15 protein-coding genes and 1 riboswitch are annotated in these 16,979 nt (G+C 59.7%); of the genes, 8 read left to right on the top strand and 7 right to left on the bottom strand.

Annotation, left to right across the window (positions count from 1 at the left end):
• Positions 1 to 56 precede the first annotated feature (56 nt).
• From CLU88_RS11350 to CLU88_RS11335, 4 genes are all read left to right on the top strand, one after another.
• Positions 57 to 1,016 (top strand): ABC transporter permease, encoded by a 960-nt coding sequence (locus CLU88_RS11350; protein WP_099656692.1) that lies wholly within the window; start codon positions 57 to 59, stop codon positions 1,014 to 1,016.
• A gap of 2 nt (positions 1,017 to 1,018) precedes the next feature.
• A complete protein-coding gene (locus CLU88_RS11345) occupies positions 1,019 to 1,825 on the top strand; it encodes an ATP-binding cassette domain-containing protein (RefSeq protein ID WP_099656691.1) in 807 nt (268 codons plus the stop codon).
• Between the two features lie 10 nt (positions 1,826 to 1,835).
• Entirely contained in the window at positions 1,836 to 2,288 is a 453-nt protein-coding gene (locus tag CLU88_RS11340; RefSeq protein WP_099656690.1) for an RbsD/FucU family protein, read from the top strand.
• Between the two features lie 110 nt (positions 2,289 to 2,398).
• Positions 2,399 to 3,649 carry an ROK family transcriptional regulator gene (locus CLU88_RS11335; protein WP_099656689.1) on the top strand — a complete coding sequence of 417 codons (1,251 nt, stop codon included), beginning with the start codon at positions 2,399 to 2,401 and terminating at the stop codon, positions 3,647 to 3,649.
• Positions 3,650 to 3,890: 241 nt separating this feature from the next.
• On the opposite strand, the gene CLU88_RS11330 is transcribed toward CLU88_RS11335, so the two are convergent.
• The 6 genes from CLU88_RS11330 to CLU88_RS11310 form a co-directional block, all read right to left on the bottom strand.
• On the bottom strand, positions 3,891 to 4,721 hold the full coding sequence (locus tag CLU88_RS11330) for an HAD-IIB family hydrolase (protein ID WP_099658806.1): 831 nt from the start codon (positions 4,719 to 4,721) through the stop codon (positions 3,891 to 3,893).
• 44 nt (positions 4,722 to 4,765) lie between these two features.
• Positions 4,766 to 6,610, bottom strand: a complete 1,845-nt coding sequence (locus CLU88_RS11325; protein ID WP_099656688.1) for a hypothetical protein — start codon at positions 6,608 to 6,610, stop codon at positions 4,766 to 4,768.
• Positions 6,607 to 7,581, bottom strand: coding sequence for a glycosyltransferase (locus tag CLU88_RS11320; protein ID WP_099656687.1), 975 nt, complete (start codon positions 7,579 to 7,581; stop codon positions 6,607 to 6,609). Before CLU88_RS11320 ends, CLU88_RS11325 begins: the two co-directional genes overlap by 4 nt.
• Positions 7,582 to 7,588: 7 nt before the next feature.
• Complete coding sequence (locus CLU88_RS11315; protein WP_369827693.1) at positions 7,589 to 7,819, bottom strand: EamA family transporter; 231 nt, start codon at positions 7,817 to 7,819, stop codon at positions 7,589 to 7,591.
• Positions 7,820 to 7,946: 127 nt separating this feature from the next.
• Positions 7,947 to 9,998, bottom strand: coding sequence for a hypothetical protein (locus tag CLU88_RS22790; protein WP_143225987.1), 2,052 nt, complete (start codon positions 9,996 to 9,998; stop codon positions 7,947 to 7,949).
• Positions 9,893 to 11,521 (bottom strand): peptide chain release factor 3, encoded by a 1,629-nt coding sequence (locus tag CLU88_RS11310; RefSeq protein WP_099656686.1) that lies wholly within the window; start codon positions 11,519 to 11,521, stop codon positions 9,893 to 9,895. The genes CLU88_RS22790 and CLU88_RS11310 overlap by 106 nt, the downstream gene beginning before the upstream one ends.
• Positions 11,522 to 11,790: 269 nt before the next feature.
• Positions 11,791 to 11,871, top strand: a riboswitch (S-adenosyl-L-homocysteine riboswitch).
• 64 nt (positions 11,872 to 11,935) lie between these two features.
• Here CLU88_RS11310 and ahcY point away from each other — a divergent pair.
• The 4 genes from ahcY to CLU88_RS11290 all read left to right on the top strand — a co-directional run bounded on the left by ahcY (position 11,936) and on the right by CLU88_RS11290 (position 16,003).
• A complete protein-coding gene (ahcY, locus tag CLU88_RS11305) occupies positions 11,936 to 13,372 on the top strand; it encodes an adenosylhomocysteinase (protein WP_099656685.1) in 1,437 nt (478 codons plus the stop codon).
• Between the two features lie 107 nt (positions 13,373 to 13,479).
• On the top strand, positions 13,480 to 14,481 hold the full coding sequence (locus CLU88_RS11300) for a TlyA family RNA methyltransferase (protein WP_099656684.1): 1,002 nt from the start codon (positions 13,480 to 13,482) through the stop codon (positions 14,479 to 14,481).
• Complete coding sequence (metF, locus tag CLU88_RS11295; protein WP_099656683.1) at positions 14,478 to 15,329, top strand: methylenetetrahydrofolate reductase [NAD(P)H]; 852 nt, start codon at positions 14,478 to 14,480, stop codon at positions 15,327 to 15,329. Before CLU88_RS11300 ends, metF begins: the two co-directional genes overlap by 4 nt.
• 50 nt (positions 15,330 to 15,379) lie before the next feature.
• Positions 15,380 to 16,003 carry a septal ring lytic transglycosylase RlpA family protein gene (locus CLU88_RS11290; RefSeq protein WP_099656682.1) on the top strand — a complete coding sequence of 208 codons (624 nt, stop codon included), beginning with the start codon at positions 15,380 to 15,382 and terminating at the stop codon, positions 16,001 to 16,003.
• A gap of 50 nt (positions 16,004 to 16,053) precedes the next feature.
• Here CLU88_RS11290 and CLU88_RS11285 read toward each other — a convergent pair whose 3' ends face one another.
• Positions 16,054 to 16,941, bottom strand: coding sequence for a 23S rRNA (adenine(2030)-N(6))-methyltransferase RlmJ (locus tag CLU88_RS11285; protein ID WP_099656681.1), 888 nt, complete (start codon positions 16,939 to 16,941; stop codon positions 16,054 to 16,056).
• Between the last annotated feature and the right edge of the window lie 38 nt (positions 16,942 to 16,979).

Raw genomic sequence — 16,979 nt, 5'->3', positions numbered from 1 at the left:
CCGCGTTGCGCCGGGCCGATGCCCGGCGCGCTGACTGACCGACCTCCTTTCAAGCCATGAACACCACTGCCTCCAAGCTCCCGCCGCTGGCCACGCTCGGGCCTTTCATTGCGCTGCTGCTGGCCTGCGGCTTCTTTGCGCTGCAGAGCGACCGGTTTCTGACCGGCCAGAACTTCGCCCTCATCCTGCAGCAGGTGATGGTGGTGGGCGTGATCGCCATCGGGCAAACGCTGGTCATCCTCACGGCAGGCATTGATTTGTCGTGCGGCATGGTGATGGCGCTGGGCGGTGTGGTCATGACCAAGGTAGCGTCGGACTACGGTCTCTCGGCCCCCGTGGCCATTGCCTGCGGCATGGCGGTGACCACGCTGTTCGGCATGGTCAACGGCCTGCTGGTCACCAAGGTCAAGTTGCCCCCGTTCATCGTCACGCTGGGCACACTCAACATCGCCTTTGCCGCCACTCAGCTGTATTCGGGCGCCCAGACCATCACCGAGATTCCAGAGGGCATGACCTTTCTGGGCAACACCTTCCAGCTGGGCGGTACCGCCGTGGTGTGGGGTGCGGTGCTGATGCTGGCGCTGTACGTGTCCATGTGGTTCTTCCTGCGCAACACGGCGCCCGGCCGCCATGTGTATGCGGTGGGCAATAACCCCGAGGCTACGCGCCTCACCGGCATTGCCACCGACAAGGTGCTGCTGGGTGTGTACATGCTGGCCGGGGTGTTCTATGGCCTTGCCGCGCTGTTGTCCGTGGCGCGCACCGGCGCGGGCGACCCCAATGCCGGGCAGACGGAAAACCTGGACGCCATCAGCGCCGTGGTGCTGGGCGGCACCAGCCTGTTTGGCGGGCGCGGTGTCATCCTGGGCACGCTGGTGGGGGCGCTGATTGTGGGCGTGTTCCGCAACGGGCTCACGCTGATGGGCGTGTCGTCCGTGTACCAAATCCTCGTCACCGGCATCCTCGTGATCCTGGCCGTGGCCACCGACCAACTCTCGCGCAAAGGAGTGCGTTGATCATGACCGCCTCCACACATACAGCGAACACCCCGCTGGTCATGCAGGCCAAGGGCCTGGTCAAGCGCTACGGGCAGGTCACCGCGCTCGACGGCGCTGACTTTGAGCTGCGCGCGGGCGAGATCCTGGCCGTGATTGGCGACAACGGCGCGGGCAAATCGAGCCTGATCAAGGCGCTATCGGGTGCCACCGTGCCCGATGAGGGTGAGATCTTGCTCGACGGCCAGCGCATCCAATTCAAAAGCCCCATCGATGCCCGCAAGGCAGGCATCGAAACCGTGTACCAGGACCTGGCCGTGGCCCCCGCCATGACGATCGCCGAGAACCTCTTCTTGGGCCGCGAGCTGCTGCGCCCCGGCTTGCTGGGCAGCGTGCTGCACATGCTCGACAAGAAGAAGATGCTCGAAGAAAGCGTGGCCCGCATGGCCGAGCTCAAGGTCGGCATTCGTTCGATGACGCAGGCGGTCGAAACATTGTCGGGCGGCCAGCGCCAGTGCGTGGCCGTGGCGCGCGCTGCAGCGTTTGCGCGCCACGTGGTCATCATGGACGAGCCTACCGCTGCCCTCGGCGTGAAGGAGGGCAACATGGTGCTGGAGCTGATCCGCCGTGTGCGCGACAAGGGCCTGCCCGTGATCCTCATCAGCCACAACATGCCCCATGTGTTCGAGATTGCCGACCGCATCCACATTGCCCGCCTGGGCAAACGTGCGGCCGTGGTCAACCCCAAAAAGATCAGCATGAGCGACACCGTGGCCGTGATGACGGGCGCCATGGCCGCGTCTGACCTGCCCGCCGAATGCCTCGCTTGAAGACGCAGCCATGCTGAAAAACATTGATCCCCTGCTGACCCCCGATCTGCTCAAGGTGCTGGCCGAGATGGGCCACGACGACGCCATCGTGCTGGCCGATGCCAATTTCACCGCCATGAGCCTGGGCGTGGGCAAGCCCGTGCTGCGTCTGCCGGGCATTGGCATGGCGCGCGCCGTGCAGGCCGTGGCCAGTGTGCTGCCCCTGGCGCAAGATGTGCCGCACCCCGTGGCCTACATGCAGGTGGGCGGCACCGAGGCGCCGTACCAGTCTGCCCTGCAGCGCGAGACGCTGGCCGTGCTGGCACGCGAGGGCGTGAGCAGCGCGCAGGCCGAGGGCGTGGAGCGCTTTGCCTTCTACGAGCGCGTCAAAAAGGCGTATGCCATCGTCGTGACGGGTGAGCTGCAGCCCTGGGGCAATTTCCTGCTGCGCAAGGGCGTCATCGGCGAAACTCTGCGGGATTGATCGGGCTCGTGTTCAATCACCGGGAACCGTTCGGGCTGAGCCCTTCGACAGGCTCAGCGTGAACGGTTTTGTATTTTCGAAGGCCACTTGGTATGAACCTCCCGCCCGCGATGCTGGAAACTGACCCATCCCCACCCCCTGCAGACTTGGGCGAACCTCCCAGCAACGGCCCGGCCCTGCTGCGCCAGCGCGGCTCCAACCACGTGGGGCTGCGCCAGTTCAACGAGCGCGTGGTGCTGCAGGCCCTGCGCACCCACGGCAGCCTGGCCAAGGCCGAGATGGCCCGCGTCACAGGCCTCACCGCACAAACCATCGGCCTGATCACCGCCAGGTTGGACGAAGACCAACTGCTGCGCCGCGAAGCCCCCGTGCGTGGCCGTGTGGGCCAGCCCTCAGTGCCCATCGGACTGAACCCGGACGGCGCCTTTGCCATCGGCATCAAGATCGGCCGCCGCAGTGCCGACTGGCTGCTGGTGGACTTCACGGGCCATGTGCGTGAACGTGTGGTGCTCGACTACGCCTTCCCTGACATCGACGTGCTGCTGCCCGCCATCCGCACGCACCTGCACCAGTTGCTCGATGGCCTGGGCCCGCTGCGCTCGCGCGTGGTGGGGGTGGGCGTGGCCGCGCCGTTCCAGCTCGGTGGCTGGCACCGCATGCTGGGGCTCACCGAGGCGCAGTCCGAAGCCTGGAACAACATCGACCTGGCCGAGCAAGTGCAGCAGATGACCGAGCTGCCCGTGAGCTTTGCCAAGGACACCTCGGCCGCCTGCGTGGCCGAGCTGCTGCAGGGGCGCGGGCGCGACATCCCGAGTTTTCTGTACCTGTTCATGGACACCTTTGTGGGCGGCGGACTGGTCATCAACTCGCACCTGCACCGGGGCCTGCATGGCAATGCGGGCGCGGTGGCCTCGCTGCCGCTGGCACCCGCCCAGCCGGGCCAGGCCCCCGCGCAGCTCATCAGCCAGGCTTCGCTGTGGGAGCTGGAGCAGCGCTTTCGCGAACATGGCCTGGACCCCATGGCCGCCTACGACAAGCGCGTGCTGCAGGCCCCGTGGCTGGAGCACAGCCGCGCCTGGATCGCCCACGCCGCGCGGGCGCTGGCGCATTGCGTGGTGTCGGGCGCGGCCTTTCTGGACCTTGATGCCGTGGTGCTCGATGGCGCTGCCGCCCCCGAGCTGCTGCAAGCTCTGTGCGAAGGTGTGCGCCAGTCACTGGCCGACTACAACTGGGAAGGCCTGCACCAGCCGCCCCGGCTGGAACTGGGCAGCATCGGCTCAGACGCTCGTGCCCTGGGCGGTGCACTGCTGCCATTGCACGCCTGCTTTGCGCCAGACCATGAGATTTTTCTCAAGGCGTGATGCCCGCGCAGCACGATCATGGACTCGACCTCTTTGAACTTGAAATATCCGTTCGGGTTGAGCCTGTCGAAACCCAGCGCGGCCTTGGACTCTGCGCTCAGTGAGCGGTTCAAGTAGGCCCAGGCCGGATCAATAGTGTTGATTTGCTATTGAATCAATAGCTGCTTGCGCTTGATTGGCGGCAGATACAGCTTGTTTTGGCATGAGGTGCATGTCCCTCATCTGCTGCGAGGGGCACTGATCAACGGTTGGCCAGGATGGCCCGCGCCACTTCAGCAAACCCCGCGCCGCGCTCGCCCTGCGTCACATAGCGCGGCAGGTGCTGCAGCTGCGGCACAAACCGCGCCACGTTGGCCACGCCCACGCTGTGCTCAAAGTGCTGGAACATCAACTGGTCATTGGTCGAATCGCCCACATACACCCAGCGGTCCATCTCCGCATCCAGATTCCGCCCCCACAGCTCGCGCACAATCCAGCGCGCGCCTTCGAGCTTGTTGTGATCGCCAAACCAGCCATTGATGTGGATGCTGCTCACCGTGGCGTTCATGCCCGCCGCACGCATGAGGCGCACGGCATGGTCGATGGCATCCTGGGGCAGGTGCGTGAACTCGCTGTGGTCAATCGCAATGTCCGTCTCCCGCCCCGCCGAATCCGTAGCCCGTCGCGCCCCAGGCACCTCGGCCTCAATCTGCGCCAGTACCTCTTGCATGCGCGCAAAGTTGCCTTGCCGAACCGCAGGAGCCTGTTGATATGATTTTGATAGCTGCCAGCGCTTATTTGATGAGCACTGGAGGCCGATTTCATTCAAATCTTCTGCCGCCCGCCGCAGTGCAACAGCCCCGTTCTCCGCCACGATGGCATCCACCGGCCACTGCGCCGCAAACGGCTCACTCCAACCCACTGGGCGACCGGTGATGGCCACCACACTCAGCCCTGCGGCTTTGAGGTCGGCCAGCGCTTGCAGGGCATCTGGGGTGATGGCGCCATCGGTGGTGAGGGTGTCGTCGATGTCGGTGAACACCCCGCACAAAGGGGGATATGGCTTGCCGAGCCAGCTAGCAAGGGGAGGAATGGGCGAATGCACGGCAATGCCCTCCGTTGTCGCCTCAGCAGTTGTCATTGCTTGGCGAATTCGATGATGGCCTGGTAAAAATGATCGGAGCCGTCTTTGGGGTTGTCAGACCGTAGTTCCATCCGGTTCACGCCATGCTCAGCCCCTCCCTTGAAGCGGTCGGGGATCACGGAGAAGTAGTACGGGCTGATGAATCTTGCGCCACCGTTGTAGTGCGACTGCATCGCAGCCACATGCGTACCATTGAGTTTCCACTGCTGTGGGTTGAACTCTGGAACCCCGTAGTCGGTGATTTTGCGCTGCGCAATAAACTCCCGCACCCATGCACTGTCGGTGGCACCACCGTACATGTTCAAACCTTGCTTCCAGGGTGCGCTGCCGTTCAGAGTTTGATCGGCCGCGAAAAGCTGGGGATTCCAGGAAGAATTGACGCGGGGAACGATCTGGTGTGAGTACAGCTTTTCTGCGGGTAGGCCAGCACGCAGGGCGCGGTCATAAAAAACATTCAAAAAACCATATACCTGTGACTCTCGGTACAGATTCCAGTCGCGGGCCAAGGGGTTGTAGTACACGTCCTGCAAGCCGCGTGGCATATCGAGCCAGGTCCGTACGCCAGGCAGTTTTTTGGAATTCTGAACATCTTTGATGGCCGTGAATCGCACGGGCTTCACCGGCCCTTGATCTCGGGCCACCACGGCAAACTCCACCTCTCCCACTTTGTATTGCGCTCCCCGCGATTGCGCTATCACTTGGGCCGTGTACCGGCCTGCGGGCAGCGCACTGTAGTCGTAGTCAATGCGGTAGCCCGTGTTAGGTGTGGTGATGGATTCTTCGGCTCTGTATACGTCCAGCCGGTTCATCCCGCGCTCAACAGGGCCTACCCGTTGCCCATTGACGTACAAATCCAGTTGCTCGATTGTTTTGTTGGGATCCCATAGCCATCCCGCAATAGGCAGCGTGCCGTCTGCATGGGCATCGTAGTGTTCGCCGAATGACGTCAGCTTTTCTTTGCGAATGTCTTTCGAGGGGGCCGGCACAACATCAAATGAGGCGTAAGCGAACCCGTTGCGGGCGTTGAATTGTTCAATGCTCTTGTACTTGTTTCGCAGCCACTGACGAAAGCCCGCGACTGAGCTGCTGCTGTAATCCGTTACCTGGATGTCTTGGTAGCTTCCCATGCCTCCTTCAAAGTTGGGAAACATGTGATGCAGCTCCCCTGCCAGGGTGTAGGCCACAATGCGGCTTTGTACGGCCTTGGGCAACGCCTTGATGCGCTTGGCTAGGTAGTCCAGTGCTTCAAATCGGTACTGGTTGACTGGAATGGCTGCATCTGCGGACAGCGTGTACGGGATGATCCGATAGCCAAAGTAGTTGAGTTCCAGAGGCTTGCCGTCCCGCAACTGCATGAGGTTGACCGGGTCTTTGCGCAGTGCGTCCGCCAGCGGGCTCACGGAGTCAAAGTGATCTGCAGAAAAGTACACCACCACAGGGCGTTTCACTTCTGCAATGACATTTAAAAATTGGTCGACCTTGGCCTTGTCGATGGCCCAGCCTTGAGGTGTCTTCTGATAGATCGATAGCAACTGCAAGGTGGCTGTGTAACCTACTTGCACGCTGCCCTTGGCCCCCCCGGGCTCCAGCGTGTCCAGCAGACGCGATATGGCGGCCGAGCCGTTGCGCTTGCGTTGGCTGCAATAGGCGTAGGCTGCATCAATGTCTTTCACGCTTGCATCAGCGACAGCCTCATCACACAGGTACATCCCCTCTACCGTGGGGGCGATGACCATGGGCGTGCGCTGGATTTGCATGGGTTGCTGCGCATGCGCAGGTATGCCGTTGGCTATCAAAAATGCGAGCGTCGCAAATCGCAGGTTCAGTATCTGATTCATTGGGTATCGCCCTTAGCCGGGGACTCTAACGAAAGGCTTAGGGGTTCGGTAGGGAGATTGCTCACGTCGTAGTGCAAGAAAGCAATCAGGCACTGAATGCCAATCAGGATCGGTAGCGCCGCTAACATGACCGTGCCGCTGGTTGCTGGGTGGTTGGACAGCGCGCTATCGAGCCAGTGCATAGCTCCAAATGCCGAGCCAACGATCACCAGCAATGTTCCAAAGATGCTGTAAAGCGTGCCGACATTGAAGTCCCTCACCAGGTAGTTGTACACATACCGGCGCCACAAGCGTGACGCGTGCTTTCTCAAAAACTCCGGCAGCACTTTGCCAATCTTGAGGTTGGACTCCTCGTCGGCATAGACAGAGTCCATGGGGATGTCTTTGACAACGGCGCGCAGCGTGTTGAGTCGAAACAGCATGTCTGTTTCGAAGAAATAGCGCTTCTCCAACTTGTCCAACGGCAGCTCTGCCAGCACACAGGTTCGAGCCGCCGTGTACCCGTTGGTGGGGTCCATGATGTTCCAATATCCGCAGCTGAGCTTGGTCATGAAAGACAGCACCGCATTGCCGAACAACCGAATGGGCGGCATGCTTTGAACGGATTCAGGACGGAAAAACCGATTCCCCTTGGTGTAATCCGCTTCTCCGCGCAGCAATGGGCGGACAAACTTGGGCAGAAGAGCGGGGTTCATTTGTCCGTCGCCATCAATCTTTACCACGATGTCCATGCCGTCGGCGATGGCTGCTTTGTAAGCGGTGACGATGGCCCCACCAACGCCCCGATTCTCTGGATTGAACAGCACCCGTACGCGTGGGTCTAGATTATGTTGTTTTATATACTGACCGCTGCCATCGGGACAAAAATCGTCCACAGCGTAAATGGTTTCTACTTCTGGGCCGATTCCATTAATAACGTCCAAAACATGTTGGGTGACTTTGTAGCACGGGATTGCGACTGAAATTCTCATAGAATTCTCAGCTTGTGGATGCTAAAGCTACGCCTGCCAAAATAAGTAGCCCTCCAGCCAATGTTTGCCAATGAAGAGGTTCCCCTAAGAAAATCCAAGCCAGTGTGGGCACAATAATAAATGCTAAACCCATGAATGGATAGGCTAAGTGTAATGGGGCACTACGGAGAATCCAAACCCACCCAATTGTAGTCATCGCATAAAGTGCCAGTGAAGCAAGCAGCCAGCTGTTGAGCATCCAGTCCATCAGGCTTGGGTGCGGTGGAAGTGCCGTAGCAGCCTTTTTGAATAAGAGTTGGCCTATTGAAATAAATGTTACGCATGCCAGGCTGGATGCTATTAATATTGAATTCATTGGTTTGCTATCAATGTACGAGGTGGGAATTTGCATCCCATGGATGACGACTTTCTAAAAACTGCGTGTTTTTCCACTGGAGCACTGTGCCCACAGGGCAGTTCAATACAGTTCGCAAACTACCTGGCTGATGCGGCCGTAATTCATTGTTTGCGTGAGTTACAAGCTGCTCTGTCTTGCCGTTTCCGGAGAGCGCTAAAAGTAATGGTCTGCGACTAATGGGTTGAAGGATTTTGCCTTCGTCAGTTTGGTATGAAATCTCTGCTTTGCGACAAGCGCCGCCTTGAGGGGGGGTTAAGGTCAGCTCTGTTTTCCATAAGCCGTTGAAAACTGCTGATTCTGTAATTTTATTTATGGATTCCTGATTTATTGTGACCTGAAATGCAGCGGGGGATTCTGTGACGATCCACGTATTTTTTTCTTTGTAAACCAATCCATATGTTTTTGTTTGACTGTTGAGGCTTATTTCTAAGTGTGAAATATTTTTCCCCAAATGGTCTGGGTCGATTTTTATTTGCTCTCTATTTTTGATTGCGTTGAAAATGATGGGGGTAGAGAAAATTAGGAGTGCAATCTTTAAGAGAATTTTAAAAATTTTCGCATCGGAATTTGTTGTGAAACCTATTCTCCATTGATAGCTTTTGAATGTGCTCTCAAAATTTAACGATGCAAGGATTTTGGAGAATCCATAAGAAGTTATAAGAATAAGCCAAGGGTCTAGAAGTGCTGAGCTATACCGACTATTGTATAAAATAGGTAGCAATTGAGCTAGCATAAGAAAAAATATACAAAATAAAGCCGCTGAAAAAATTTCTGTGGCTGTCCAAGGGGGGCTTTTTGCAAAAAATGAGCCACTGTGTTTTTTTTCTTGAATTTTTTTGTGAATTGCTGTCAGCATAAAAGTACCAACAGTTAATATTTCAAAAATTCGCATCTTCCGCAGGGCACTGCCAAACGCATCTACCTGTGAGGGGTGGTGCATCAGCCACCACCAAGCTTTGCGAGCGAAAAATAAGAGACCTTCAAAAAAAGACATCGACTTTATTTGCCATAGAGCCGCATTTTTTGCGATTCTATCCACTGCAATGCTTAGGTGATCACCCTCATTTAAGGCTGTAATTCCTAAGATATTTACATCGTAATTTAATCCAAGGAACGGTGGCTCTGTTCCTTGGAATAGGGGGTGGGTGCCTAGGTAAAGACCTGTGCCTGACCCTGTTCCCAGTCCCCAAAGGCCAAAGATTATTCCATTTTTAAAAATCCATATGGCAGGGATAATTAGTGAAAGCGCTAGGCTGATTGCCATCGCACGACATGCGTTTGAGGTTTTGTCTATTTTTTGGGGTTGGCGCATGTTTGATGTTCCCATTTGTATCAAGCATGTGATTAGCAAAATGGGGGCGATAATTTGCAATACCGGCCGCGATAGCAGGGTAATAGTCAGCATCAATGCCGCAAGCCATATCGTAGTTGCATTGATTTTTTTTTGAATGATTATTTTTGCTGAAAAATAAACCCATCCAAAAACACCAAAGAGAAAAATAGGCTCGGTCAATTCTGTGGCGAAATATCGAGGTAACTCTGGGTGAATAGCCCAAAGAAACATCGCGAGTATTCCAGCGCGCAAGCCGCCAAGTAGGAGGCTGGTGTTCCACAAAAAGTAGACGCACCCTAGCCACAAGCCACCGTTCGCCAAGCGAATCCAATAGGGCTCCGCACCCCAAAGGGCAGGCCAGAGATAGGCGAGCGGCACCACCCGATAGCTTGCGGGGGACAGAAAGAATGACCAACCCTGTTCCAAAAACAGTCTTGCCGCAGGCAGGTAGGTTTGCTCAGCGTCGGCGTGCACTACCTGATTGAATCGATGGTGTATGTTGATCCAGCCCGCGATTGCCGCCAGAGCGGGCCACAGCCATGCGCTGCGACCTCTGAATTGAGCGTTGGGGAAAAAAGGACTCATGAATTGGCCTGCAACGCCAACCCCGCATGCTCCCGCAGCGGATGAAAGTGAATCTTCGGAAACCGCTCCTGCGCCAGCCGCACGTCGTACGGTGAGGTGCATAAATACGCCAGCGTGTCGGCTGCGTCGTGGGCCATGCGCAGGGGGTAGGCGTTTTCAAACTCGCGCAATTCGGCGGGGGTGTTTGCGGTGATCCAGCGGGCGCCTGTGTATTGGCAGCCTTCCAAGCGCACGTCGGCGTCGTACTCTGCTTTCAGGCGGTGTTGCACCACTTCAAACTGCAGTTGGCCTACAGCGCCCAGGAGCATGGCGCCGCCGGCGTCGGGTTTGAAGACCTGGATAGCGCCTTCTTCGCCCAGTTGGGCCAGGCCTTGCTGCAGTTGCTTGGTGCGCAGGGGGTTCTTGAGGATCACGGTCATGAACAGTTCCGGCGCGAAGAAGGGCAGGCCCGTGAATTGCAGGTTGGCGCCATCGGTGATGGTGTCGCCCAGCTGCACGCCGCCGTGCGTGGTGAAGCCGATGATGTCGCCCGCGTAGGCTTCTTCCACCGCTTCGCGGCGCTGGCTCATGAAGGTGACCACGCTGGTGGGGCGCAGTTCTTTGGCAGTACGCTGTACCTTGAGCTTCATGCCGGGGGTGTACTTGCCCGAGGCCACGCGCACAAAGGCGATGCGGTCGCGGTGGTTGGCGTCCATGTTGGCTTGCACCTTGAACACCACGCCGGAGAAGCCTTCGTCTTCGGGCTGGATGGTTTTGACCACCGGCTGCTTGTTGACTTCGAGTGTGCTCACGCGGGGGCCAGGGGGCGGGGCCATGTCCACCAGCGCGTCCAGCACTTCCATCACCCCGAAGTTGTTCACGCCGGAGCCGAAGAACACGGGGGTCAGCTTGCCGGCCAGGAAGGCGTCGTGGTCCCACGCGGGCGATGCGCCCACGGCCAGTTCCATGCTCTCCAGCGCGGCATCAAATTCGGCGCCGAAGCGTGCGCGCAGCGTGGTCTCATCGGACAGGGGGATGGCCTCGAAGTCCTGCGGGCGGCGTTCGCTGCCGGACTCGAACACCGTCATGGTCTTGGTGCGCAGATTGATGATGCCGCCGAAGGCCTTGCCCTGGCCCACAGGCCAGGTCATGGGGCAGCAAGGCATGCCCAACTCGCGTTCGACCTCGTCCATGATGTCCAGTGGGTCGCGTACTTCGCGGTCCATCTTGTTCACGAAGGTGATGATGGGTGTGTCGCGTTGGCGGCAGACCTCGATCAGGCGGCGGGTCTGCGCTTCCACGCCGTTGGCGGCGTCAATGACCATCAGGGCCGAGTCCACCGCCGTGAGCACGCGGTAGGTGTCTTCGGAGAAGTCCTTGTGGCCGGGGGTGTCGAGCAGGTTGACCACATGGTCGCGGTAGGCCATCTGCATCACCGACGATGCCACCGAGATGCCGCGCTGCTTTTCGATTTCCATCCAGTCGGAGGTGGCGTGGCGGCTGGCCTTGCGGCCTTTGACGGCCCCGGCGATCTGGATGGCGCCCGAGAACAGCAGCAGCTTTTCGGTCAGCGTCGTTTTACCCGCGTCGGGGTGGGAAATGATGGCAAAGGTGCGGCGGCGCCGGGTTTCTGGGGCGTGGGACACGGAAGTTCCTGGAATGGGAGGGCAAGCGCTGCAGGTTGCAGCATTGCCAGATCAGACTTTGCAAAGGTCTGTTGTTGCGCTGAAGAACAGCGCAGTTAACAATTATTTTACCTATGCGTGAAACTGCGGCTGTGCAGGTTGTTCCCTGGTGTGCAAGGTCTGCGCAGGCGCTGCAGGCTGAATCGTACCTTGGTGGTCTCTTCGATTCGTGTCCGGATCGTTACCTGCCAGAACGGGTGCCCGTTGAAAGTCTTGCTTCTATAATCCGCCCATCCGAGGAGCGTTGCAGCGCCCCCTGCTACCTGCGGGGCGTGAGGCTCGGAGTCATCAAGCAACGACGCTCATCCACTTTTCGTGCGGTGAGTTGCATCTTCCCCCGTCAAGTGGCTTTTCAAACCTGCTTTGGAGCACACCATGAACGCACGCGTCAACGCCCCGGTCAACACCGACTGCATCATTGCCGACATCGGCCTGGCCGAATGGGGCCGCAAGGAAATCCGCATCGCTGAAACCGAGATGCCCGGCCTGATGGCCATCCGCGAGGAATTCGCGCCCAAGCAATCGCTCAAGGGTGCGCGCATCACGGGCTCGCTGCACATGACCATCCAGACGGCGGTGCTGATCGAGACACTGCAAGCGCTGGGCGCTGAAGTGCGCTGGGCTTCTTGCAACATTTTCTCCACGCAAGACCACGCTGCTGCCGCCATTGCCGCTGCGGGCACTCCCGTGTTTGCCGTGAAGGGCGAGACGCTGGTCGACTACTGGGACTACACCCACCGCATTTTTGACTTTGGCGCTGCCGGTACAGAGGGCGAAGGCCCCAACCTGATTCTGGACGACGGCGGCGATGCCACGCTGCTGATGCACCTGGGCAAGCAGGCCGAAAAAGACCAGAAGGTTTTGGCCAACCCTGGCAGCGAAGAAGAGCGCATCCTGTTTGCCGCCATCAAGGCCAAGCTGGCGGTCGACGCCACCTGGTACAGCCGCAAGAGCGCCCAGATCATTGGCGTGACTGAAGAGACCACCACAGGCGTGCACCGCTTGAAGGAGATGTCGGCCAAGGGCAACCTGATGTTCCGTGCGATCAACGTGAACGACTCGGTGACCAAGAGCAAGTTCGACAACTTGTACGGCTGCCGCGAATCGCTGGTGGACGGCATCAAGCGCGCCACCGATGTGATGATCGCTGGCAAGGTGGCGGTCGTGGCTGGCTACGGCGATGTGGGCAAGGGATCGGCCCAGGCTTTGCGTGCCTTGAGCGCCCAAGTGTGGGTGACCGAGATCGACCCTATCAACGCCCTGCAAGCCGCGATGGAAGGCTACAAGGTCGTGACCATGGAATATGCCGCCGACAAGGCCGACATCTTCGTGACCACCACGGGCAACCGCGACGTGATCACTTTCGAGCACATGAAGGCCATGAAGGACCAGGCCATCGTCTGCAACATCGGCCACTTCGACAACGAAATCCAGGTTGCCAAGCTCGAAGAGCACTGCCAGTGGGAAGAGATCAAGCCCCAGGTGGACCATGTGATTTTTGCCGATGGCAAGCGCATCATCCTGCTGGCCAAGGGCCGTCTGGTGAATCTGGGCTGCGGCACAGGCCACCCCAGCTTTGTGATGTCGTCGAGCTTTGCCAATCAGACGATTGCGCAGATTGAACTCTTCACGCACAGCGACTTCTATGAAAACGGCAAGGTCTATGTGCTGCCCAAGCACCTGGACGAAAAAGTGGCACGCCTGCACCTGAAGAAGGTGGGCGCCATGCTGTCGGAGCTGACGGACGAGCAAGCCGCCTACATCGGTGTGCCCAAGCAAGGCCCTTACAAGCCTGACACCTACCGCTATTGATGGCTGGGGTGGGAAATTGCTCCTGATTTAGGAGCTGCTAGCGCTTATGTAGTAAGCGCTAGCCCCTGTTTTTATCTGAATTTTCGTCGACCGACGAGAGAGAACGCATGCGCGCAGACGTATTTTTGGTGGAAGGTGGCCATGCGGCCACGCGCTCGCAAGCGCAGCGCTTGATCGCCTCGGGGGTGGAGTGGCGCCTGACGCCCTTGTCGCCCTGGAACAAAGTGGCCAAGAACGGGGATGACATTCCGTCGGTGGCCGAGGTGCGGCTGCTGGACGATGCCGAGGCCAAATACATCTCGCGTGGCGGGCTCAAGCTCGAAGGCGCTTTGCAGGCCACGGGCCTGGCCGTCCAAGGGCTGCGCTGCCTGGATGTGGGGCAGAGCACCGGGGGCTTCACAGACTGCTTGCTGCAGCACGGTGCGACCCAGGTGGTGGGCGTGGACGTGGGCCATGGGCAGTTGCACGAGCGCCTGCGGGGCGATGTGCGCGTGGTGGGCGTGGAAGGGCTCAACGCCCGGGCGATGACGGCTGAGTCGCTTCTGGAAGGCTGCGAGGCGGCCTTGTCCGAAGAGCTGGTGCAAGACCACGAAGACAACGACACCCAGCCGGTGGCCCCCTACAGCTGGATGCGCAATGGCGGCTTGATCGATGAAGAGTACGACGACAGCGACGACGCCAAAGAGCAAGACGTAGAGACCTTCAAGGCCGAACGAGCCGCCAAGGCCCGCGCGCGGGCTGAGGGCACTTTGCCCGTGGTGCGCCAGCGCCGAGAGGGGCGCAAGGATGTGCAAGTCACGCCCGTGTTTGACCTGGTGACGGGTGACCTGTCGTTCATCTCGCTGACCTTGGTGCTGCCCGCCCTGGTGCCCCTGATGGCGCCGCAGGGCCGTTTGCTCATGCTGGTCAAGCCGCAGTTCGAATTGCAGCCTGGCCAAGTCGGCAAGGGCGGCATTGTGCGCGACGAGGCTTTGTATGCCGTCGTGGAAAAGCGCATCCGTGATTGCTGCGCAGAGCTGGGCTTGCAGGTGCTTGCGTGGATGGAAAGCCCCATCCAGGGCGGCGATGGCAACCGGGAATTTTTTGTGGATGCAAGGAGGACGGCATGAACGCTGCCAAGACAGAAGCCACCGGATTTCCGGTGAGTCTGGAGTTTTTCCCCCCGAAAACCCCCGAAGGGGCTGAAAAGCTGCGCGCTGTGCGCCAGCAGCTGTATGCGCTGCACCCTGAGTTTTGCTCCGTGACCTATGGCGCCGGTGGCTCCACGCAGGAGGGCACGTTCACCACGGTGCGTGAAATCCTCGCTGAGGGCGTGAGCGCCGCATCGCATTTCTCGTGCATCGGCGCCACTCGCCAGTCGGTGCGTGAGCAACTGGCCGTGCTCAAGGGCATGGGGGTTCGCCGCCTGGTCGCCTTGCGGGGCGATCTGCCCAGCGGCTACGGTGCGGGCGGCGAGTTCCAGTACGCCAGCGATCTGGTTACCTTCATCCGCGAAGAAACGGGCCGCGACTTTCATATCGAGGTGGCTGCCTACCCAGAGGTGCATCCCCAGGCACGTTCGCCAGAGGCTGACTTGAAGGCCTATGTGGCCAAGGTGCAGGCGGGTGCGGATGCCGCGATCACCCAGTATTTCTACAACAGCGATGCCTACTTCCGGTTTTTGGAAGACACCCAGAAGCTGGGCGCCAACATCCCCGTGGTGCCAGGGATCATGCCCATCTCTAGCTCCACGCAGTTGATGCGCTTCTCCGACGCCTGCGGTGCTGAAATCCCCCGCTGGATTCGCTTGCGTCTGCAGGGTTTTGGCGACGATACCGCCAGCATCAAGGCGTTTGGCCTGGACGTGGTGACGGACCTGTGCGATCAACTGCGCAGTGCGGGCGTGCCTGCCTTGCATTTCTACACCATGAACCAAAGCGCCGCGACTTTGGAAATCTGCCGCCGTCTGGAGCTGTAGGCGTGCCGCTGCGACAGGGCGCCCTCTGGGCGCAGGCACACTGCCGCGCAATGGAATCCCTGCACGCTGCGCTGGCACTGGCGTGGCGGTGTGGTGGCTGCGCAGCCATTTGGGTCGGCTTGGCTGCATCCACAGATGCGCTGGCGCAGGGCCTGGCGCCAGCAGCGGCACCCGTCGCGGCCGGTGTGCCTGCCGTGTCTGCAGCGCCAGAGGCCAGTTCCCCCGCTTTGGTGGAGGTTCCCGCTCCGTCTCCCGCCTCGGACGCGCTGCGCGCAGCACAGCGTTCGTCCATTGATTTGCTGGCGGATGTAGATGGTGCGGAAGAGGACGATGACGCCGACGTGCAGCCCAGCGAGACCGGGCTGGCCTCCTGGTATGGACCAGGCTTTCACAAGCGGCGCACGGCCAGCGGGGAGCGCTTTGACATGCATGCCCTGACGGCCGCCCACCGCACGTTGCCGTTTGGCACGCTGGTCTGCGTGCGCAGCCAGGCCACAGGCCGCGGAGTGGTGGTGCGCATCAACGACCGCGGCCCGCATGTGGCCAACCGGGTGCTGGATTTAAGCCGTGGCGCGGCGTTGGCGCTGGGCATGGGCGGCTTGGGGCTTAAACCGGTGGATGTGTTTCCGCTGGGCTCGGGCGAAGACACTTGCCCGCCCAAACGCCCTGAGTAGCTTGGAACGGTGGCCTGGCCTGTTGGAGGGGCGGGCCAGGGCATGGATGGTCAGCCCCCGGATTCCAGCGTATGTGTGGCGTGCTTGTCCTGGGCCAGCAATTCCACCATTTGTGGCAGCGCTTCTTTCAGTGCGGCTTTCAGCGTGAAGGGTGGGTTGATCAGGAACATGCCGCTGGCAGGCAGGCCTGGGCGCTTGACTTCGCCTGCTGCGTCTTCCGTAATCTTGCTGGATTTGACGGTCAGCGTGGCGTGCAGCCAGCTCTTGCCGGCCTTGGTGGCCATGGTCTTGAGTCGGCGGGGCAGGTCATGGGCCTCGGGGCGCGGAATGATGGGGTACCACACGGCGTACGTACCCGTCGCAAAACGCTTGAGCGAATCGGCCACCATGTCCAGCACCTTGCCGTAGTCGCTCTTCATTTCATAGCTGGGATCGCACAACAGCAAAGCGCGGCGGGCCGGTGGCGGTAAGAATTTCTTGATGCCTTCAAAGCCGTCTTCATGCAGCACGGCCACTTGCCTGCCCGCATTGAGCTGGGCCACATTGCCCGCCAGTGCGCGCATGTCGGTCGGGTGCAACTCAAACACCTTGAGCTTGTCGTGTTCGCGCAGCAGCCGTTGGCTGATGAAGGGGGAGCCGGGATACACCTTGGTCTTGGTGCCCTGGTTGAAGGCGCGCACCATGTCTACGTAGGCTGCCAGCGCCGGGGTCAGGGGCGGTACTTCCGGGGCGACCAGCCGCAAGATGCCATCGGCGGCTTCGGCGCTGGTGCTGGCGTAGTCACCGTCCAGGCGGTACAGGCCGGCGCCCGCATGGGTGTCCAGCACGGTCAGTGCCGCGTCTTTCTCCGTAAGGTATTGCAAAGTGGCAATCAAAACGGTGTGCTTGAGCACATCGGCATGGTTGCCCGCGTGGAAGGCGTGGCGGTAACTGAACATGTCGCTATGGTAACGATTGCGGGCCGTCTCTTGGGGCG

The organism is Acidovorax sp. 56, from assembly GCF_002749705.1.
GTDB lineage: Bacteria > Pseudomonadota > Gammaproteobacteria > Burkholderiales > Burkholderiaceae_C > Acidovorax.
Note: the sequence above shows the minus strand (reverse complement) of the source record. Positions and strands in the feature narration are given on the sequence as shown.